This is a genomic window from Prosthecobacter gellanilyticus, assembly GCF_007992435.1.
Taxonomy (GTDB): domain Bacteria; phylum Verrucomicrobiota; class Verrucomicrobiia; order Verrucomicrobiales; family Verrucomicrobiaceae; genus Prosthecobacter; species Prosthecobacter gellanilyticus.
This window is the reverse complement of the sequence record NZ_BKAG01000028.1, coordinates 1-19468: the sequence shown is the minus strand read 5'-3', so window position 1 is coordinate 19468 and position 19468 is coordinate 1. Positions and strand designations below refer to the sequence as shown.

Sequence of the window (19468 nt, the reverse complement as noted above, 5' to 3'; positions counted from 1 at the left end):
TCCGACGCACGCGAGGAAATTCCTGCTAGGATTGCCGTCTTTGACTCCCGTAAAGAGCTCCGCCTACATCCGCAGATCTGCCCATCCTATTGCAAAGAATGGCAAGACCTGCGGTGTTCCCGTTAATCTTGATCAGGCGTCCAGTCCTCTTCGGCGATCCCATGCCGCCATCGGCTGACTTGTCCGTCACCCGCAAACAAACACACACGCCATGCCCACACCTAACTATCAGTTCGAAAAACGGAAACGCGATCTCGCCAAGAAAGCCGCGAAGGACGAAAAAAAGGCACGTAAAAAAGAAAAAGGCTCCAGTGGACCCCAGATCATTGAGCACACCCAGGTCATTGATGACGAGGAGACAGCGGAGCCATCCTCAGCGAGCACCACGCCAGCGGCTGCTTCCTAAAGGCTGCCTGCAGCCGCTCAAGAAAACGAACTTTTCGAAACGCGCTTCCGTTGGAATGCGCCCGCCTATCATATTCAGTGTGATGGGATGAGTGGCAGACTTCACTGATCATTGCGTTCGCGAAGCTCAGAACTGAAAGGGCAATGCTGTAGATTCGCGGTGTCCAAAGGGTCTGCTTGGGTCACTTTCGGGGAGACGGATGTCGGGGGAGGGTGCGGGCTATGTATGAGCTTTTTTCACAGGAGATTTGGAGAGAGGGAGTGGGAGGACACGGGAGCCGTTTACAGTTGTTTACAGTTGTTTACTGTGGTTGACGGTTGTTTACGGTGGTTTTCCGGAGGGGGCGATCCGAGGAAATCCGACTGGATCCGACCTCGTGAGGTGGGACGTGGAAGATGCAGCTGGCATCGCCATGGGCTCATCACACGGAGTGTGATGGCTACTTTACTGGCGCGTTGCGCGGGGGGCTGGGGCGAATCCGAGTCAATCCGACCAGATCCAAGTCATTTTCACAGGAGATTTGGAGATTGGGAGGGACTGGGGCTTGGGCTCAACTTTCGAAGAAGGGCGGCCACTTTGAGGCGATCCAGGCTAATCCAGGTAGATCGCGGTTGTTTGAGATGGTGTTCGAGCAACTCCACCTGCCACGCCTGGTTCATTTCCAATCGAGCCTCTCCTTGAGGAACTGATAGGTCCCAACGCCATGGATGGTGTGCGGGCCGTCGAAGTGCTCGATGGTGGTGCGGTCGCCGATGAGGAGTTTGTTATAAAGGCGACGGACTTTGGCGAACTCGTAGTTCACCCATTCGTCGATGCCGACGCCGTCATTGTGACCACGCTCGACCATGAAGGGACGCGGGGCGATGAGCGCGGCCATTTCTGCGTAGTTGAATGTGCGGCCCATGTTCCACTCCCAGATCTCATATTCGTGGGTGTGGGTGTAGTTCATGGGCATGTCTGTGCAGACGCACTTGCGCACCCATTCATTGAAGTCGCCGCTGCAGATGCTGAGGCAGTAGTCCTTTAACACAGCAGGTGTGCGCATGGCTGATTTGCCACCATAGCTCAGGCCGTAGAAGGCAATCTTGTCCGCCGGCGTGAAGGGCTGCGCTTTCAGCCATTCGAGGATGCGCTGATGCTGGCCATTGATGACGCTGTAGAGCGTGAGGCCGAGTGGATTTAGCTTCCGCTGCAGAGTGCGGAAGTTGTCCAGACCACGATACGGATTGTGCGGGGCGAAGGTGATGAAGCCCATCTCGGCGAGGCGATAGGTGAAGGCCTTGTAAGGCCCATATCCCTTCTGCTTTTCATCCGTGGTGATGGTGTCCTCCGGCAGGCCTTCCAGGCCGTGCTGGCAGACAATGACGGGACGCTTTTCGTTAGGCTTCAGATCCTTTGGCAGGCAGAGCCAGCCCCAGGCAAAGACATCCTGCCACACATCCAGCGTCACTTCATAGATGGCCACCTTGTCTGTCTCGCGGACGAAGCGGCTCTTCGCATTCATGGGCAGGTTCGGATCTGGCAGGCGGCCGATGACGTCATTCCAAAAGCGCTCGCGCTCCTTGGCGGTATGCGCCTCATACTCAGGCATGGACTTGATCGGCAGCTTGTTCCAGAACTGCTCTTTGCGCTCGAGCTCCGTGGTCACCAGCAAGCGCTGAGTGAAGGCTTCCAGCTCGCGCACGAGACGTTCCTGGTGGGTGTCATCTGCCTTGATGGTGATCGTGGCTCCCGTGACCTTCAGAGTTTTCAGCGCGGCATCCGCCTTGGCGGCAGGGAAGAGATGACGGATGATCTGCTCATTGTTTGTCTCCATCGTGCAAACTTGGATGTGGCTGTCCGGCTCGAGCGTCTTGGCCTTCTCGACCTCCGCCTGGAACGCTTTGAAGTCAGGCGCGCCCAGCCTGCCTGGCGCTGCGATGGCGCGCACCCCTTGCGACGCCTCCTTGGAAACTACAAGCTTTGGATAAAACAGGAACTGCAGCGACACCGGACGCGGTGCGATGAGCGAGGCGATCTCCGCATCGCCGAAATCACGCAGCAGGCCGAAGACATTGCGGTAGATCGGCTCCGCCCAGACGCCCTCACGCGGCGCGAAGTAGCCCGCCGAGTAAACGCAATCAATGCGCTCATCAATCGCGGCCGCATACAGGGCCAGCATGCCTCCTTCACCCACCCCGGCGACGAGCACGGGCGCGGGCACCTGGTCGGACTGCGCGTTGAACCAGTCCACCAGCGAGAGCACCTTCTGCACTTCATAACCAATGATGTGTCTGCCAAGCTCATAGGACTGGCGGTAGATCCACTCGCGATGCGCGAGGTTTGTCTTCACGTTGAACTTGTCGTTCGTGCTATACGTGGACTCGCGGCTGACCAAGGCGGGGATGACGATCTCGCACCCGGTGGTGAGCAGAAACTCGTCCACCAGTTTCTCCGGCGTGCCGCTGGCATCCGGCATGTAGATCACGCGTGCGTGGGGTTTCGACTTCGGCTGGATATACAGGCCTTCACCATGCACGTTATCGAGCACCGGCCAGCGCACGCGAAACACGCGGCAGAGGTCGGTTTCCATCAGCAGGGCAGGGGATTCAGTGTCGCCGATGAACTCCAGCGCCTTGATGGGCACGCGCTCGTCCACCAGGCCAATCGCCGCTTTGAGCTTCTCCCGGGTCGGCTTGCGGGTCGACTTCGAGTCCTCAATGAGCCGCAGCGCCATTTTGTCGATCCCGGCCACCATGGTGGCGGAGAAGTCTGGATTTGCCTCCAGCGGCTGGGTGCCGGGCAGAGTCTGGGCGCTGGCCCAGACGGTGGAGAATGCCAAAGCCAGAACCGTCAGGGGAAGGGCACGGGGAGTCATGGTGGGGTAATACGTCGGGCATCGCCCTGTTTTCCCGATCGCTGTGACCAGGGCTGGTGCTTTTTTGCTGTTTCGGCGCAATTCAAGAAGATGACCGAATCCGGGCACTGATGCGCTCCGAACGCCATTTTACGGGCTTCCACTGAAAAGACTTCACTCCAGCACTCGTTTGAACTTTCCCTCCAGGTAGAGTATCCGTAGAGGGTAAAAGACACCGACCCCCATGCTGGAGAAAAAGATCAGGCTAGAACACTCGCACCGAATTCTGTTCACACGCGAGGTATTCGCTCCTGCGAACCCGACCATCCGGGACCTGCTCATGCTGGACCGGCCCACGAAGGTCCCTCGTGTGCTGATCTTTGCTGATGACCATGTGGTCTCCGCCAACCCTCGTCTGGAGGAAAACATCCGCGCCTATGCCCGGGCGAATGCCGAGGTGCTGGATCTGGCGGGAGACGTGGTGGTGCTGCCCGGCGGCGAGCCGTGCAAAAACGATTTCGGTCTGGTCCAGCAGTGCTGGCAGGCCATCAATGACGCCTGCCTGGACCGTCACAGCTATGTCTTCGTGATCGGCGGCGGAGCGGTGCTGGACCTTGTCTGCTTCGCGGCTTCCACGGCTCATCGTGGCATCCGCCACGTGCGCTTCCCCACCACCACCCTGAGCCAGGGTGATGGCGGCGTGGGCGTGAAGAACGGTGTGAACTACTTTGGCAAGAAGAACTGGGTGGGCAGCTTCGCCGTGCCCTATGCTGTGGTGAATGACTTCTCCTTCCTGGAAAGCCTGCCTGAGCGCGGCCGCCGGAACGGCATCATCGAGGCCATCAAAGTCTCCCTCATCCGCGATCGCGCCTTCTTTGAGGAGATCGAGCGCATGGCGGATGGTCTCGCTCATCTCGAGCAATCCGCGCTGGAGCGTGTGGTTCAGCGCAGTGCCGAGCTGCATGTGGAGCACATCGCCACGGGTGGAGATCCCTTTGAACTCGGCAGCGCCCGGCCTCTGGACTTCGGCCACTGGGCCGCGCACAAGCTCGAGCAGATCACCCATTTCGAAGTCACTCATGGTGAGGCCGTCGCCATCGGCATGGCTGTGGACATTGTTTACTCCGTGAAGCGCGGCATCCTGGATGCTTCGACTGCCCAGCGCGTGTTGAAGCTCATTGAGCGCATCGGTTTCGAGACCTTCCATCCCGGTCTCCTCGCCGAAGGCAAATCCGGCGAGCCGGTCATCCTCGAAGGCTTGGAAGAATTCCGCGAGCACCTCGGCGGCGAACTCACTGTCACCCTTGTGCCGAAGATCGGCCAGAAGCTTGAAGTCCACGAAATGGACCGCTCCCTCATCCTCGCTGCCATGGACGAGCTCCGCGCGCGGGAACTGGTGGAGGCGTGAGATCAAAGAGCGGGACTTGCCAGGACCAGCAGAGGTTCATGCTTTATTTAGCGATGAGAAGCTACGGCGTGGTCTCTCGCTCGATGCCGATGACGAAATCCATGAGGCGGGTTGGGAACCAAGTGTGGCCGACGGGCAGTTTTTCCGCGTTGCCTTGACGGATGATTTCCTCGTGCAGCCTGGATTCGGGATGGCCGCAGCGGATCAGCAGGGGCTTGGTGGTGGCCCAGTTGTCGGCGTAGAATTGGAACCCGCGATCCTGGTCGCCAACGATCATCTTGACCGCAACGCGGGCACGTTCGGGCGAGTGAAGGAGCGGGATGTGATCCGCGTCCACGCCGCGGCCTTGATAACCGCCGGAGTTGATGAAGACGCTCTTGAGCAACTCTGGATGATTGAAGAGAAACAGATAGGCCACGTGCGTGGAAGCAGAGAAGCCAACGATGTGAACGCGATCCTCGCCACCGTAGAGGCGCTGCACATCCTGGATGATGGCGCGGATGCCTGCGGAGTCGAATTCGGCACGCGCTGAATTGTCCCGCACGCCCTCGCCCAGCTTTGCGTCGGCAGAACTGATGCGGTCGGCCACCTCGCCGCGATACGCTTTCATTTTCGCCACCGGATCGGAATTGATGATGACAGGTGAGACAATGATGAAGTCAGCTTTCCGTTTTTCACACAGGGGCGCCAGCATCTGGAGGGTCTCTTGGTGGTGTCCGTAGTGCGCCGCTGGCGCGATGATCACGGGCCACTTACGGTCCGATGACCAGTGGCTGGGCAGTGAGACGGCGTAGCGCATCGGATGGGTGGACGCGGTAAACATCTGGTCCACGGTGGGAAGATCCGCCGCGAAGAGGCTGCGTAAGGATGCCAGGGTGAAAAGCAGGACGAGGACTGAGCAGCGCATCATGATGGGGATTCCATGCGCAAACGTTGGGGCGGATGCGCTTCTTCGGGAAACTGCGAGAGTGTGCGGCAAGCGCGCGATGCGCAGAGGTCATTGTCTGGCGAGGACGCGCAAACACCCTCGAAAATCAGCCTTGCGACATGTCATGAACACAAAAAACCCGGCTTTCGCCGGGTTCTTTTTGCAGTGTTTTCAACTTACTTTCAGTGGCAGCCATCTCTTTCGAGATGGTGCCCAGGGAGGGATTCGAACCCACGACCAATTGGTTAAGAGCCAACTGCTCTACCACTGAGCTACCTGGGCATGTAAAACTAACGAGACTAACCTAACAAACTAAACTTTAACAACCATCAGCGTGGTACGCAGGGAGGGGATCGAACCCTCGACCAATTGGTTAAAAGCCAACTGCTCTACCGCTGAGCTACCTGCGCGGATGGGGGCCGGTAACTACTCATCTTCAGGGCGGCTGCAAGTTTATATTGCTCCAGAAAGGACTTTTTCAGCGAGAATTTGAAGGTTCGCCTGCGGTCTCTGCACATGCCAGGCTTTCCAACCCGCTTTTTGCGCGCCGAGGAGATCGTTTCTCTCATCATCACCGGTGTGCAGGATGTTTGCGGCGGAGGCATTCATTCTTCGCTCCACCTCCGCAAACATGCGCGGATGCGGCTTCGAGGCGCCGACTTCGCTGGAGATGATGATGGCTCCAAAATACGGCGTCAGCCCGTGACCTTCGAGAATGCTGTACAGGCGCCGGTCGAAGTTCGAAAGCACGCAGAGATCGAACTGATCACGGAGCAGATCCAGGGCAGGGAAGACATCTTCATAGACGGTCCACGCCTCAGGCTTCGTGTAGTGCCGATAAAGCTCATCGAAGAGTGCTGACAGCACCTCTTCATCCAGCGGCTTGCCGAGAACTGCTGCGAAGACACGCCTGACGAGCTCCTTCCACCAGGAGCGATCATCATCTGCTGGCGGTGCACCTTCGGGATGCAGCGGTGCCGGCAGCTGGCTCCATGCGCTGCGAAACGCAAGCTTCAAAGCCTCTGTGGTGACGGACACTCCATGAGTGCTGGCCACCTCAGCATACGTCGCGGCCACTGGACGTGCGACCTGGATCAGTGTTCCGGCGGCATCGAAGGAAATCAGCCCGCGTGCCGCCATGGGAATAAATGAGATCTGCTGAGGGAACTGCGCTGCTTCAACAACCTGGGATCAAGCCTTGACCCCTGGTGTCTCTTCACCCGGCTTCTTCTTCACCGGAGCGTAGTAGTAGCTGGCGTAGTTGTAGTAAGTGTACTCTTTCAGGTTCGTGGTCGAGCGGTTCAGGATGATGCCGCCGACGTTGACCTGACGCTCATAGAGCAGATTGAGAGCCTTGCCGGAGAGGCGCGCCATGGTGGAGGAGAGACGGACCACGAAGAGCACGGTGTCCAGCTTCGGCGCGAAGCTGGCGGTATCGTCAGCCACAAGCACCGGAGCGCTGTCGAAGATGACGTAGTCGTATTCGTCGCTCATCTCACGGAGCATTTCCTGGGCGGTCTTGCCCAGCAGCACTTCGGAGGTCTGGTCAAAGACTTCCCCACGGGCCAGAAGGTCCAGGCCGCGCACGCCGGTTTCCTGCACGGCATCACGCCAGTGCATTTTGTCACGGAGCACTTCGCTGAGGCCAGGAGTGGTCGGCAGCTTGAAGAGTTCGCTCACACCACCGCGACGAAGGTCGCAGTCGGCGAGCAGCACACGGGCACCGGCCAGGGCCATGGTGATGGCGAGGTTTGAGGTGACGGTGGTCTTGCCCTCGTTCGGCACGGCGCTGGTGACGAGGATGGTCTTCGGCATCTTGCCCTGCCAGTTCTTGAAGAGGATGGAGGAGCGGACGTTGCGGAAGGCTTCCGCGTAGAGATGGCGGTCGTCGTTCGGGCGCAGGAGAGTCACATCCCCACGCTGGCGCTGCTCAGGGATCTGCCCCAGCACGGCCTCGGCAGGGAAGAGGCCCTGGAACTCGGAGAAGGAGTTCATGCGGTCGTCCAGGCGGTCAAAGAGCACCAGCACGAGCACGCCAAAGATGAGGCCGCCGACCAGGCCAAAGATCATCGGCTTGACCCAGTTCTGCACGTCTTTGTAGGCATTGGAGGCACGCTCCTGGATGGCCACATAGTCCGTCTGGATCTGCTGCACGGCCTGGAAGTCCTCCACCTTGTCATACATCTGGTCATGGGCCAGTTTCGCGGCCTTGAACTCCTCCTCAAGACGCTCATGCTCAGCCAGCTTGGCCGCAAGTTCGAGAGCCTCTTTCTGCTTCTCGCCGATCTGCTGGTCCAGCACCTTGATCTGGCGGAGGAGAGTGGCCTCCCGGCTGCGCATCTCCTTCACGATCTCGTCGGAATAGTTGGTCAGCAGCTGCTTCTCGGAATCGATCTTCTCATCGATGATCACGATGTCAGGGTGGCCGGGCTTGAAGTTTCGCAGGAGCTTGGATCGCTCGTTCTGGAGCTTCATGATCTCCTTCTTGACCTCAAGGTAGTCACGCTCGTTGGAGGTCATGTGCAGGCTGGCGGCGGTGTTGTTGTCCACGGTGCCGGCCATCTGAGCGGCATTGGCCTCTGTATTTGAAGCCTGGGGGGCGGCGGGAGCTGGCGCTTGGGCCGTAGGAGCACCTGCCACCGTGGCACGCTCGCGGTCCACCATGGCTGCGTCCACATCCTGAAGCGCCACCTGCAGGTCACGAAGCTCACCATTGAGGAGCTCGCGCTTGGTCTTCAGATTGATGAGGAAGGTGGCGGCTTCATTGTGATTACCGCTGAGCTGGATGGTGTCGTTGGATTTGCGGAAGGCCTCCAGTTTCTCGGTGCGTTCCGAGAGTTCCTTGCTCTTCTTCACCACGGTTTCCGTGAAGGAATTCAGGGCACGTTCCAGCCCTTGCTCACGCATCTGCTGGCGGGCAGCGATGAACTCGTCCAGCAGCGCATCCAGGAAGATCTTGGTGAACTTCGGTTCTGAGCCTATGGCAAAGACATTGAAAATGGCTGAGCCCTTGGTCTGCGCCACGCGAATGTCCACATTGGAGTCCTTGAGGTCCGGATGCAGCGCATGCACACGGGACATGGCACGCTTCTTCATCTCAGCACTTTCCAGCGTTTCAATGATGGTGCCGTAAAAGTCTGTCAGCTGCTCCTGCCAGTTCACCGCGCCTTCATTGGTGACGATGCGGCCGCCGGCGACGAGCTTGGCCAGGCTGGTATGAGTGTCTGGCTGGCCGGTGATGCGCAGGGCCTGCACGCAGACGCCGATGCTCGCAGTCAGCAGCAGGAACCACCAGCGCCTGCGCAGGAGGATCTTATAGCGCTGAAATTTGGCTGAGGTCTCGTGAATGCGGCTCAGCGTGGCCGACTGGCCTGGCACCGGCGGCGGTAGAAGCAGGGTGTTTTCCATGACGATATCTTAAAGGCGGCGTGTCAGGCTTGAACAAAGGACTCGACTGACAGCCACATCGAACCGGGAGGGCCGATACTATGACTCACCGCAGGGATTTCTGCACGAACTTTTGTTCAGCTTGGACGATAGTCGGGTTTGGGCTGGAGCTCGTGAGGCAGGCGCCGGAGGGCAGACGGGATCAGAAGTTCACCTTCTTCTCGTCCACAATGATCACGTCATTGTCCCGGATGTAGATGTCATACTCCAGGTTACCCCGGCGCATGATCTGGTCCAGGTCGACCACAATGGTCTTATTTCCCTGGGGAGTTTTGCGGACGAGCTTCACCCTCTGCGGGTTCGCAAACTGGGCAAAGCCGCCCGCGCGAAGGATGGCCTGGCTGATGGAGATGTCCTCGTCCACGGGCAGCTCGTATTTGCCCTGGCGGAGCACCTGGCCGTAAACGGTGAAGAAATTGATGTCATACCCGGTGGTGCGCATGCGCTCATTCGGGTTGTCCTGGCGCTTCAGGTCGATGGCCACGATGACGGTGGCGCTGTTGTAATAGTTCAGCTCCAGGCGGCGCTTCACGTCAAAGGCGAGCTGTTTGCAGGTCCGGCCCGAGGCTTTCACCAGACCGATGTGAGGGGCGTTCACCTCTCCGGTGGCACCCACGCGAAGCTGCAGTGGCTCGCGGCGGTCTTCCACGATGCGCATGGAGATCACGTCGCCGGCTTCGATGGGCTGGTTGTCATCCAGGACTTCCATGGAGTTCAGCACGGCGGCAGACTTCACCACCTCGCCAGTCTGCACAGAGGGGGCAGGCGAGGCTGCGCGGCGCTCGTCATACTCACGGACACCTGGGTCCTGCGCCAGCAGGCTGCTGGAGGCAGTGGCAGTGACGAGGAAAAGCAGGGAACGCAGAGAGTACATGGCTTGCACGAAGGGGGAAAGAGGGGGCTTGGGCTGGCTGGCTTGGCTTAGCTCACGGGACACATCAGGTTGTCTCCCGGCAAATCTCGGAGGATTTCGGTTCTCCTCAGGGCGTGGAGCTTATCAGAAGTTGTAGTTAAAGCCCAGCACAATGCGATTCTGGTCGAAATCTGCGCCGCCAACCATCACCTCAGTGGTGTAGTAGCGGTAACCCAAGCTCAGAGTGGCCTTGCGAGACAGGGCATACGCAAGATCGAAGTTAAAGGCATGCTGGCGGAATTCGCTGTCGGTGGCCACCACCGCGCCACTTTGCGGACTGGCGTCCGTGTAGCCGTAATGATAACCAACACCGAGCTGGAGATTGTTAGTCAGGCGATGGGAAAGGTGGAGGTCACCTCCATACTGGAAGAAGTCCTGGGCAAAGGCACCGCCCGAAGCTTCCGCATCTTCCACATAGCCGCTCATGCTGATACGGCTGCCCTTCCAGGCCACAAAGGTGATGCCGTAGTTGGCGTAGTCAGCCGTGATGAAGTTGGAGGTCAGATTGAGCGCGGATTCGTGACCCAGGCTCAAGGCGTGACTAACCCGGGAGTTGAGGCGGTTGCTCAGGGTCAGGGAGTAGTAGAAGTCGTTCAGATCGCTGTTGTCTCCCGTGTTGGTGCGGAGTTCGTTGGCTGTGGGCACACCGCCAGCAGCAATGCCACCGACGACAACCCCGGCAGGTGGCTGGTCATCAAACTCGAAGATCTGCATGCCACCTGCAACTCGCAGGTAGGTCGTCTTGCCGATCGGGATCACTGCAAACGTGCCGAGATTGTTCAGCACGCCATCAGAGTTGAACTCGCTCTCGTAATCCACCATGGTGGAGCCGCCTTCAAAGCCTGCCGTCCAGGTGCCGTTGGGGCTGTAGGTGAGGGAGCCGTGCAGGGAATCATTCACACGGTTGAACTCGTCGAACTCACCGCGCGAGCCGCTGCCGCGGCGGCCATCAGAAAGCGCCTCGGTGAACGAGTGCATGTAGTTCATGGCCAGCGTCCAGTCAGAATTGATGCGCCAGTTGGCGGCCAGGCCGGAGTCGTTCTGGAACACGCCGAACAATTGATTCTGCGCGATGGCGAAGTCGCTGCGCGTGGCCGGACGGACGGAGAAGCGGTTGTAGAGCGTGAAGTACACCGGCCCTGCCTTCACATCGAAGGCGATGGTGCTGCCCGGCAGCACGTTGAGCACGAAGCCATTGCTGCCATACGGAGCCAGATCTGGATTCTCCAGATAGCGGTCGAAGCCAATCCCTGTGGTGAGGGAAAGCCGGTTGTTCTGGGTGATCCGGTAGTTCGCATCGATGCTGAGCATCGTGGTCGAAATGAAATCACTCTCGGCATTCGTGGCCGAACGATTGATGTTATCGTTATACTCCAGGCCCTGGAAGAAGCCAAAGCCCACGTTCACCGGGCCGAGCTTCACATTCCGGCGCCCGTCCATGAAAGGGTCAGACGTGTAGGTGGGTGCAAAGAAACCTGTGGGGCTGGTGTACTGGCCGGAGTAGTTCGTGTAGTCACCCACGCTGCGCGCGGCGAAGGAATTGCTGCCACTGCGGACGGACGGACGGCTCAGTTCACGGGCTGTCTCCAGATCAGGAGAGCGCTGTCCCATCGGCGCTTCATCGTTGTCACGATAGACGCCGCTTGAGTAATCATAGGTCACATCGCCATCGCGAGTGCCGGAGCCGGAGGAGCGATTCTGCTGCTGGCGCTGGCGGAAATCGTCAAAAAACAATCCCGTTTGGGAAGGGGATGCCCCGTATTGGCCATAACTCTCGGAAACAATGAGGGTTTGGGCGAGCACTGCTGCGCTAAGCGAAAGGATGGCTGGCCGCAGGACCTTCGTAATGAGCATAAGATGTTGTGAGAGAATAACGAAACAGGTAAAAGACCGCAGATAAAAGCAATTTGAGGGCCGATTGTCCATCCCAAAAACTTCGCTTTGGTATTTTTTGAACGCTCCAATTCTCTCTTATAAAAGCTATGAAATCGACAAATCAATCATGCCAGATTCGACACGCCTCCGGCGATTTTCCCTATCGCTCAAGTTTTGAAAGAGCAGATCGAGCTCCAATTGCACCTCGCTTTGCCTGGAATCGGCCAGATCCCGTCGCTTCACATCACCTGGATCCACACTGATCAGACCGCGAAGTTGATGGAGTAGGCGGGACATGGGGGCTGGGCGTCGGTTCATGCGCCCAGTCATAGTTCCAATGAACACTCTTATCAAGTGTTCATTGGAGTAGTCTATGAGATTTCTGCTAATTAGCGCTGTTCGATCGGCACCACTTTCTGCCCGTATGGCTTGCCCACGTATTCGCTTAGAGGGCGGAAGAGACGGTTTTCGCTCCACTGCTCCAGCACGTGGGCGGTCCAGCCGCTCATGCGGGCGATGGCGAAGATCGGGGTGAAGAGATCGGTTGGGATGTCCAGGCTGTAGTAAACCGTGGCCGAGTAGAAATCGACGTTCGCGTTCAGGCCTTTCTGCTCGCGCATGATCTGGGCGATGCGCTCAGACATCTGGATCCACTTGGCCTCGCCGAGCTGCTCGGTGAGCTTAATCGCCATCTCACGAAGGTGAGGGGCACGTGGGTCGAGCACTTTGTAAACTCGGTGGCCGATACCCATGATTTTCTTTTTCTGGGCCAGGGCGTCTGCCACCCAGGCATCCACAGCTTCCAGGCTGCCGATCTCCTGCAGCATGTGGATCACGCCTTCGTTCGCACCCCCATGAAGCGGGCCCTTCAGGGCACCGATGGCAGCAGAGATGGCGGAGTACATGTCGCTCAGGGTGGAGGCTACCACGCGAGCGGTGAAGGTGGAGGCATTGAAGCCGTGCTCAGCATGCAGAATGTAGGCGATGTCCAGGGTGCGCTCAGCTTCCTTGGAGGGCACTTCGCCATTCATGAGGTAAAGGAAATGGGCGGCCTCGCTCAGGTCCTTGCGCACAGCAGGGAGTTCCAGACCTTGGCGGGAACGGTGGAAGTAAGCGGCGATGACGCCGATTTGGGAGGTCAGGCGGATGGCGGTGGCCAGGTTTTCGCTGACATCAATGTCGTGACGCTTGAGATCGTAGCTGCCCAGCATGGAGACGGCTGTGCGCATCACGTCGATCGGCTTGGCATCCTTCGGAGCAGCCTTGAGGTAATCAATCACGCCCTGGGGCAGTTCACGCTCGGCGCGCAGCGCAGTGGTCAGCTTGTCCAGTTCGGTCTGGTTCGGCAGCTTGTTGTAGTAAAGCAGGTAGACCACCTCTTCATAGGTCAGCTTGACCAGTTCATTGATATCGTAGCCACAGTAAAACAGCACACCTTCAGCCCCCTTAACCTCCCCGAGGCGTGTTTCTGCGGCAACGATTCCTTCAAGACCTTTGGAGACGACGGACATGGCGTGTGTGTTGGGTGGGGGGTGAGTTGAGATGGTTGGAAGAAAGCTGCTAGCGAGAGGTGTGCCGTGCAATGCTACTTTTGCCGTTTAGCGCGCATTCTTGACAGGACAAGTACAGCCGCAGAGTAAAAATGACACCTCGGACAGGGGATCGCTGCGGAGGGCATGGAAATGTGGCGGCGAGCAGGACCAAAGTAGTGCAGGGCTTTAGCCCGCACCCGTGTGGAGCAGTCAAACCACCCCGAATTTCGAGAAGATCATCGCCTCGTAACGTCGCAGATCTTCACGCGCTAAAGCGCATGAGTACTTTACGCCAATATCTCATTCACCACGTGACCGTGCACATCCGTCAGTCGGAAGGGCCGCCCCGCGTGGTTGAAGATGAGCTTCTCATGATCGAGCCCCAGCAGATGCAGCAGCGTGGCGTGGAGGTCATGCATGTGCACCTTGCCATCCACTGCCATGTGCCCCAGCTCGTCCGTGCTTCCGTGGGCATAACCAGCTTTCACGCCACCGCCTGCCAGCCAGACGGTAAAGCCGCCGGGGTTGTGATCGCGCCCCGTGCCATTGCGCTCGGCATAGGGCGTGCGACCAAACTCGCCGCCCCACCAGACGATGGTGTCTTCCAGCAGGCCGCGCTGCTTCAGATCACTCAAAAGACCGGCGATCGGCTTGTCCACGGCGGCCGCGTGATCTCCGTGCTTCGGCAGATTGCTGTGCTGGTCCCAGGCAGGGTTGTTTGAGTTGTCACCGTAATTGACCTGAATGTACCGCACTCCTTGTTCGGCCAGACGACGCGCCATCAGGCACTGGCGGCCAAAGTTGTCCGTCACCTTGTCACCGATTCCATACAGGTTCAGCGTGTCCGCCGTTTCACCACTCAGGTCCAGGGTGCCTGGCGCATTGTTTTGCATGCGTGCCGCCAGTTCGTAGCTCTCCAGCACGGCCTCGATCTCCTGGTCTCCGGGCGCCATGTTATGACCGCCGAGGGAACGCAGCAATTCCATCTGCTTGCGCTGCTGCTCTGGAGTCCAGATCGTGTTCGTGATGTTCTTGATATTGCCTTCCTTGGCGGGCAGTCCGCTGCGGCCCACGGGCGTGCCTTGAAACACGGCAGGCAGGAAAGCATTGCCGTAGTTGCGCGGTCCGCCATTGCCCAGGCTTGGGCTCAGGGTCATGAAGCCCGGGAGGTTTTCATTTTCGGCACCCAGGCCATACAGCACCCAGGATCCCATGCTGGGACGGATGAAACTCGTCGTGCCGGTATGAAGAAACAGCGTCGCCGGCCCATGCGCCACACCTTCGGTATGCATGCCATGCAGGAAGCACAGGTCATCCACATGGCGGTTGATGTTCGGAAACAGATTGGATGCCCAGCGGCCGGTTTCACCATGCTGGGCAAATTCCCAAAGCGGCTTCTTCAGCCGTTGGGGCGAGCCCTTGCCCGTTTTCGCGACCGTGCGCGCATCGGCGATGTCGATGACCTTCTGGTCATCCCGCAACAGCCTTGGCTTGTAATCATACGAGTCTACCTGGCTCACTCCGCCCTGCATGAAGAGGAAGATGATCCTCTTGGCGCGCGCGGTGTGATGCGGTTGCTTGTCTAGCAGCGCTCCGCCTGCCGCCATGGCCTGTTTCTGCGCCAGCGCCGAGGCCGCCAGCCAGCCAAAGCCACAGCCGGAGGTTTGAAGAAAGGAACGCCGCGAGGAAAACATGGGCGCTAATACGAAACCAGCACCCAAGTTGTTTCTCAATTCCAAAAGCAGTAGGGGCAGGGGACCTGAGAGGGGCGCACGAAGGAAGCACGGACACTCCTGTTTCACTCCCTGCTCTCTCTTGATCAACGTTCGCCAAACTCCCCTCTACCGAGAACCCTGAACAGCGAACCGAGAACCAAAACTTAAGCCACCGCTGGCACCGAAGGAATGCCAATGCCGACATCCACATCCGCACCGTAGTCCACGCCGCTCAGGCCAAAGCCGAACAAGCGCAGGAAGCTGCTCTGATAACCTTCGAAGTCACCCAGCTCGCCAAAATTTTCCGTGTTCACGATCTTCCAGCGGTCATCCACCAGCTTCTGCACGGCCGGGGCCATTTCCCAGTCGTCCACACGGATGCGGCCCACTTCGTCAGGCTGTGGATTGGCACCGTTGTAGAGGCGCTCACGGAACATGCGGTCCATCTGCTCGATGGTGTCTTCATGCGTGCCCTCGGCCTTCATGACCTTGTAGAGCAGGGAGATGTAAAGCGGCACCACAGGGATGGCGGAGCTGGCTTGAGTAACCAGCGCCTTGTTCACGGAAACCCAGGCCTTGCCGCCCAGCGGGGCCAGCTTGGCATCCAGGGCGCGCTGGGCGCGCTCCACGTCCTCCTTGGCACGGCCGATGGTGCCGTTCTTGTAGATCGGCCAGGTCAGTTCAGGCCCAATGTAAGAATAGGCCACCGTCTGGGTGCCTTCAGCGACCACGCCTGCTTCCAGCAGAGCATCGATCCACATTTCCCAGTCCTCACCACCCATCACCGCCACGGTCTGGGCGATCTCGTCTTCGTTGGCGGACTCGAGCGTGACCTCGGTCACGGCGCCGGTGCCAGTGTTGAGATTCTTATTGGTGTAGCTCTGGCCGATTGGCTTGAGCACGGACTTGAGCACTTCGCCGGTCTTTGGGTGTGTGCGACGTGGGGAGGCCAGGCTGTAGATCACGCAGTCCACCTGTCCGAGGTCAGCTTTGATCGCGGCGATCACTTCCGCCTTCATAGCATCGGAGAAAGCGTCGCCATTGAAGGAGCGGGCATAGAGTCCGGCGGCCTTGGCTTCATTTTCAAAAGCGGCGGTGTTATACCAGCCTGCCGTGCCGCAGCGATCTGCTTCACCCGGCTTCTCAAAGAACACGCCGATGGTCGCCGCATTGCCGCCAAAGGCTGCCGCGATGCGGGAGGACAGGCCGTAGCCCGTGGAGGAACCGATCACCAGCACCTTCTTCGGCGCTCCGGCGATGGGGCCGCGGCCTTTCACGACAGCGATCTGTTCGGCGACATGCTTGGCGCAGCCGGTCGGGTGCGCGGTGGTGCAGATGAATCCACGGATTTTAGGGGCGACGATCATGATGGGGAAAGTTGGGTTGGGTGGAAGGTTGACCTGGATTTAGCTAGCAGCCCAGGCTTCCCCGGCAACACATTTCAGACTTCCAGCACCGCGCACCCCGAAAGCGCACGGCTCCCGCTCCCTGGCACAAAACCGGCTTTCAGCCCGGGTCTCATGACCTGCTCCCCAAATAAATTCAACACCCCCGCACCCCCTCAGGTCCATGGATGACCCCAGCATCCTCCTGAATCCGGCGACTTCCCGGGTCACCCCCAAAATTCAGGTATTGCAATCCTCAGTCAATTGCCCAACAATAGGCCGTCTTTGAGCCATTGTTAATAATCAGACAATCTTAAACAATGCCCCGCGCCACCTTCCTTTTCCTCGCCTGCCTTGCTGCCCTCTCCCTGGCTTCATGCGCCAGTTCGTCCGGTGGTCAAAAGGTGGTTAGTCGTAAAGGAACACGCATCACGGGAGTCCGCACCACGGCCTACACTCATAGCGAGTCGGACCACATCATTTATGGCGCTCGTAGCGCTGTCGGCAACCAGCTCAAATACGGCACGGTGCGCAGCGCCGCCGCAGATTGGTCGGTCTTCCCGGTCGGCACCATTTTCCAGATCGAAGGCAGCCCCTATATCTACCAAGTCGACGACTACGGTTCAGCGCTCGTCGGCACGAACACGATCGATATCTACCAGCCCACCAAGGCTCACATGAATGCCTGGGGCGTGCGCAACGTGAACATCCGCGTGCTCAAGTGGGGCTCCCGCTCGAAGAGCCTCGCCATCTTGCGTGACCGTCAGGCCTATGGCCATGTGCGCGCCATGGTCAGCCGCATCTCCCGCAGCTAAGCGAAGTAGGCCGTGACCAAGGCTGAACGATCAGACTACGTCCTGCGCCGGTTGGGGGAGCTTTACCCTGATCCACCTGTGCCACTGGATCACAGTGATGCTTTCACACTGCTGATTGCTGTTCTGCTTTCCGCGCAGTGCACGGATGTGCGGGTGAACCAAATCACCCCCAAACTCTTTGGCGAACTCGGCCGCACTCCTCAGGAACTCGCGAAGCGGGCCGTCTCTGAAATCGAGGCCATAGTGAAGCCCTGCGGCCTCGGTCCGCAGAAGGCGAAAGCCATTCAGAAGCTCTCCCAGATCCTCCTCGATGAGCATGCGGGCAAAGTGCCTGCCGAGCTCGAAGCTCTCGAGCGCCTTCCCGGCGTCGGCCACAAAACCGCGCAGGTCGTCATGGCCCAGGCCTTCGGTGTTCCCAGCTTCCCGGTCGATACCCACATCCACCGCCTGGCTCAGCGCTGGAAACTCACTGATGGCAAAAACGTCGTGCAGACGGAGCGCGACCTGAAGCGGCTCTTTCCGGAGTCTTCCTGGAACAAACTCCATCTGCAGATCATCTTCTACGGTCGCGAATACTGCTCCGCCCGCGGCTGTGATGGCACCAGTTGCGAAATCTGCCAGACCCTCTTCCCGGAACGGAAGAAGGCTCTGAAGACGAAGAAAGCGTGAGGCACAACTGCACGCGTCCTGGCTTGACGCTTTTCATGGTTTCGAGTTCTCATGGCAATCCCAACCGAATTCCATTTATGAACGAAGCTTTCCCCGACATTCAGAAGATCCAATACGAGGGTCCGAAATCCAAGAACCCTCTCTCCTTCAAACACTACAACGCTGACGAGGTCGTCGCGGGCAAAAAGATGCGTGACCACATGCGCTTCGGCGTCGCTTACTGGCACGCCATGCGCAACAGCCTCGCGGATCCGTTCGGCGTCGGCACGGCCCAGCGTCCTTGGGATGATGGCACGGACTCCATCGCCAACGCGCAGCGCCGCGTGTGGGCCTGCTTTGAGTTCATGGACAAGCTCGGCGTGGACTACTACTGCTTCCATGACCGCGATGTGGCTCCCGAAGGCAAGAGCCTCGCAGACAGCAACAAGAACCTCGATGCTGTCGCAGACGAGCTGGAGAAGGCTCAGAATGCCACCGGCAAAAAGCTCCTCTGGGGCACTGCCTGCCTCTTCGTGCATCCGCGCTACAATCAGGGTGCCTCCACCAGCCCGAACGCGAACGTCTTCGCCTACGCCGCCGCTCAGGTGAAGAAGGCCATGGACGTTACGCATCGCCTCGGCGGTGAAGGCTACACCTTCTGGGGCGGCCGTGAAGGTTACGCCTCTCTTTGGAATACGAACATCAAGCGTGAGATCGACCACCTCGCCGCCTTCCTGCACATGGCGGTGGACTATAAGAAGAAGATCGGTTTCAAAGGTCCCTTCTACATCGAGCCAAAGCCACGCGAGCCTTCCACTCATCAGTATGACAGTGATGCCGCTGCCTGCTTGAACTTTCTCCGCGAGCACGGCCTCATGGAGCACTTCAAGCTGAACCTCGAGACCAACCATGCCACCCTCGCCGGTCACAGCATGTGGCATGAGATGGAAGTCGCCGTCGCGGCGAATGCCCTCGGCTCCGTGGATGCCAACACCGGTGACGAGCTCATCGGCTGGGACACCGACCAGTTCCCGACCGATATCTATCTCACCACGCAGATGATGCTCGTCATCCTGAAGATGGGCGGCTTCACCACCGGTGGTCTGAACTTCGACGCCAAGGTGCGCCGCGAATCCTTCGAACCCGTCGATCTCTTCCATGCCCACATCGGCGGCATGGATGCCTTCGCCCGTGGTCTCAAGATCGCCGCTGCCATCATTGAAGACGGTCGTCTCGATGCCTTCAGGAAAGCCCGCTACAGCACCTTCGACACCGGCATCGGCGCCAAGGTCGAAGCCGGCGCCACCAGCTTTGAAGAGCTCGAAGCCTACACCCTGGAAAATGGCGAGCCCCTCATCGGCTCCGGCCGCCAGGAGATGCTCGAGAACCTCATCAACGAGTTCATCTGATCCTTCATCAGAGCGCTCAAACACCTCTGAAACCCCAAGCCCCGCGCTCCAAAAGTGCGGGGCTTCTTCATGTAGAAGCACTCGTCAGAGTGCGGAGCAGGGGAGTCTTCTGAGATGTGGTCCCCCCAAAGACATTGAACCGCAGATATAG

At 58.9% G+C, this 19468-nt stretch carries 15 protein-coding genes and 2 tRNA genes; 5 read left to right on the top strand and 12 right to left on the bottom strand.

What is annotated here, in order from left to right; genetic code table 11:
• Nucleotides 1–211 precede the first annotated feature (211 nt).
• Nucleotides 212–406: a hypothetical protein gene (locus tag BGE01nite_RS17845; protein WP_146852122.1), complete on the top strand. Its 195-nt coding sequence runs from the start codon at nucleotides 212–214 to the stop codon at nucleotides 404–406.
• Between the two features lie 655 nt (nucleotides 407–1061).
• Here the strand turns inward: BGE01nite_RS17845 and BGE01nite_RS17840 are convergent.
• Complete coding sequence (locus tag BGE01nite_RS17840; RefSeq protein ID WP_146852121.1) at nucleotides 1062–3263, bottom strand: alpha/beta hydrolase family protein; 2202 nt, start codon at nucleotides 3261–3263, stop codon at nucleotides 1062–1064.
• Between the two features lie 223 nt (nucleotides 3264–3486).
• Between BGE01nite_RS17840 and BGE01nite_RS17835 the strand changes: the two genes are divergently transcribed.
• Nucleotides 3487–4650 carry a 3-dehydroquinate synthase gene (locus BGE01nite_RS17835; RefSeq protein ID WP_146852120.1) on the top strand — a complete coding sequence of 388 codons (1164 nt, stop codon included), beginning with the start codon at nucleotides 3487–3489 and terminating at the stop codon, nucleotides 4648–4650.
• A 61-nt stretch (nucleotides 4651–4711) separates the two neighbouring features.
• Here BGE01nite_RS17835 and BGE01nite_RS17830 read toward each other — a convergent pair whose 3' ends face one another.
• The 11 genes from BGE01nite_RS17830 to fabV form a co-directional block, all read right to left on the bottom strand.
• Complete coding sequence (locus BGE01nite_RS17830) at nucleotides 4712–5560, bottom strand: alpha/beta hydrolase family protein (RefSeq protein WP_218033026.1); 849 nt, start codon at nucleotides 5558–5560, stop codon at nucleotides 4712–4714.
• A 225-nt stretch (nucleotides 5561–5785) separates the two neighbouring features.
• Nucleotides 5786–5860: transfer RNA gene (locus BGE01nite_RS17825), tRNA-Lys, on the bottom strand.
• Nucleotides 5861–5913: 53 nt separating this feature from the next.
• Nucleotides 5914–5988, bottom strand: a tRNA-Lys gene (locus tag BGE01nite_RS17820).
• Between the two features lie 43 nt (nucleotides 5989–6031).
• Complete coding sequence (locus tag BGE01nite_RS17815; protein ID WP_146852116.1) at nucleotides 6032–6718, bottom strand: HAD-IA family hydrolase; 687 nt, start codon at nucleotides 6716–6718, stop codon at nucleotides 6032–6034.
• 51 nt (nucleotides 6719–6769) lie between these two features.
• Entirely contained in the window at nucleotides 6770–8986 is a 2217-nt protein-coding gene (locus tag BGE01nite_RS17810) for a polysaccharide biosynthesis tyrosine autokinase (protein ID WP_146852114.1), read from the bottom strand.
• A gap of 181 nt (nucleotides 8987–9167) precedes the next feature.
• Complete coding sequence (locus BGE01nite_RS17805; RefSeq protein ID WP_146852112.1) at nucleotides 9168–9899, bottom strand: polysaccharide biosynthesis/export family protein; 732 nt, start codon at nucleotides 9897–9899, stop codon at nucleotides 9168–9170.
• Nucleotides 9900–10022: 123 nt separating this feature from the next.
• Nucleotides 10023–11792, bottom strand: a complete 1770-nt coding sequence (locus BGE01nite_RS17800; protein WP_146852110.1) for a porin family protein — start codon at nucleotides 11790–11792, stop codon at nucleotides 10023–10025.
• A 126-nt stretch (nucleotides 11793–11918) separates the two neighbouring features.
• Nucleotides 11919–12110: a hypothetical protein gene (locus BGE01nite_RS17795; RefSeq protein WP_146852108.1), complete on the bottom strand. Its 192-nt coding sequence runs from the start codon at nucleotides 12108–12110 to the stop codon at nucleotides 11919–11921.
• A gap of 92 nt (nucleotides 12111–12202) precedes the next feature.
• Nucleotides 12203–13324: a citrate synthase gene (locus BGE01nite_RS17790; protein ID WP_146852106.1), complete on the bottom strand. Its 1122-nt coding sequence runs from the start codon at nucleotides 13322–13324 to the stop codon at nucleotides 12203–12205.
• Between the two features lie 308 nt (nucleotides 13325–13632).
• Nucleotides 13633–15039, bottom strand: coding sequence for a DUF1501 domain-containing protein (locus tag BGE01nite_RS17785; protein WP_146852104.1), 1407 nt, complete (start codon nucleotides 15037–15039; stop codon nucleotides 13633–13635).
• Between the two features lie 185 nt (nucleotides 15040–15224).
• Nucleotides 15225–16427 carry an enoyl-ACP reductase FabV gene (fabV, locus tag BGE01nite_RS17780; protein ID WP_146852102.1) on the bottom strand — a complete coding sequence of 401 codons (1203 nt, stop codon included), beginning with the start codon at nucleotides 16425–16427 and terminating at the stop codon, nucleotides 15225–15227.
• A 338-nt stretch (nucleotides 16428–16765) separates the two neighbouring features.
• On the opposite strand from fabV, the gene BGE01nite_RS17775 reads away from it, so the two are divergent.
• From BGE01nite_RS17775 to xylA, 3 genes are all read left to right on the top strand, one after another.
• Nucleotides 16766–17260 (top strand): 3D domain-containing protein, encoded by a 495-nt coding sequence (locus BGE01nite_RS17775; protein WP_146852101.1) that lies wholly within the window; start codon nucleotides 16766–16768, stop codon nucleotides 17258–17260.
• A gap of 12 nt (nucleotides 17261–17272) precedes the next feature.
• A complete protein-coding gene (gene nth / locus BGE01nite_RS17770) occupies nucleotides 17273–17929 on the top strand; it encodes an endonuclease III (RefSeq protein WP_146852099.1) in 657 nt (218 codons plus the stop codon).
• Between the two features lie 77 nt (nucleotides 17930–18006).
• On the top strand, nucleotides 18007–19317 hold the full coding sequence (gene xylA / locus BGE01nite_RS17765) for a xylose isomerase (RefSeq protein WP_146852097.1): 1311 nt from the start codon (nucleotides 18007–18009) through the stop codon (nucleotides 19315–19317).
• The last annotated feature ends 151 nt before the right edge of the window (nucleotides 19318–19468 follow it).

Excerpts from the sequence above, each read along its gene's own strand:
- BGE01nite_RS17845 (WP_146852122.1), top strand. The coding sequence starts at position 212 with ATGCCCACACCTAACTATCAGTTCGAAAAACGGAAACGCGATCTCGCC.
- BGE01nite_RS17840 (WP_146852121.1), bottom strand. The coding sequence starts at position 3,263 with ATGACTCCCCGTGCCCTTCCCCTGACGGTTCTGGCTTTGGCATTCTCC.
- BGE01nite_RS17835 (WP_146852120.1), top strand. The coding sequence starts at position 3,487 with ATGCTGGAGAAAAAGATCAGGCTAGAACACTCGCACCGAATTCTGTTC.
- BGE01nite_RS17830 (WP_218033026.1), bottom strand. The coding sequence starts at position 5,560 with ATGATGCGCTGCTCAGTCCTCGTCCTGCTTTTCACCCTGGCATCCTTA.
- BGE01nite_RS17815 (WP_146852116.1), bottom strand. The coding sequence starts at position 6,718 with ATGGCGGCACGCGGGCTGATTTCCTTCGATGCCGCCGGAACACTGATC.
- BGE01nite_RS17810 (WP_146852114.1), bottom strand. The coding sequence starts at position 8,986 with ATGGAAAACACCCTGCTTCTACCGCCGCCGGTGCCAGGCCAGTCGGCC.
- BGE01nite_RS17805 (WP_146852112.1), bottom strand. The coding sequence starts at position 9,899 with ATGTACTCTCTGCGTTCCCTGCTTTTCCTCGTCACTGCCACTGCCTCC.
- BGE01nite_RS17800 (WP_146852110.1), bottom strand. The coding sequence starts at position 11,792 with ATGCTCATTACGAAGGTCCTGCGGCCAGCCATCCTTTCGCTTAGCGCA.
- BGE01nite_RS17795 (WP_146852108.1), bottom strand. The coding sequence starts at position 12,110 with ATGTCCCGCCTACTCCATCAACTTCGCGGTCTGATCAGTGTGGATCCA.
- BGE01nite_RS17790 (WP_146852106.1), bottom strand. The coding sequence starts at position 13,324 with ATGTCCGTCGTCTCCAAAGGTCTTGAAGGAATCGTTGCCGCAGAAACA.
- BGE01nite_RS17785 (WP_146852104.1), bottom strand. The coding sequence starts at position 15,039 with ATGTTTTCCTCGCGGCGTTCCTTTCTTCAAACCTCCGGCTGTGGCTTT.
- fabV (WP_146852102.1), bottom strand. The coding sequence starts at position 16,427 with ATGATCGTCGCCCCTAAAATCCGTGGATTCATCTGCACCACCGCGCAC.
- BGE01nite_RS17775 (WP_146852101.1), top strand. The coding sequence starts at position 16,766 with ATGCCCCGCGCCACCTTCCTTTTCCTCGCCTGCCTTGCTGCCCTCTCC.
- xylA (WP_146852097.1), top strand. The coding sequence starts at position 18,007 with ATGAACGAAGCTTTCCCCGACATTCAGAAGATCCAATACGAGGGTCCG.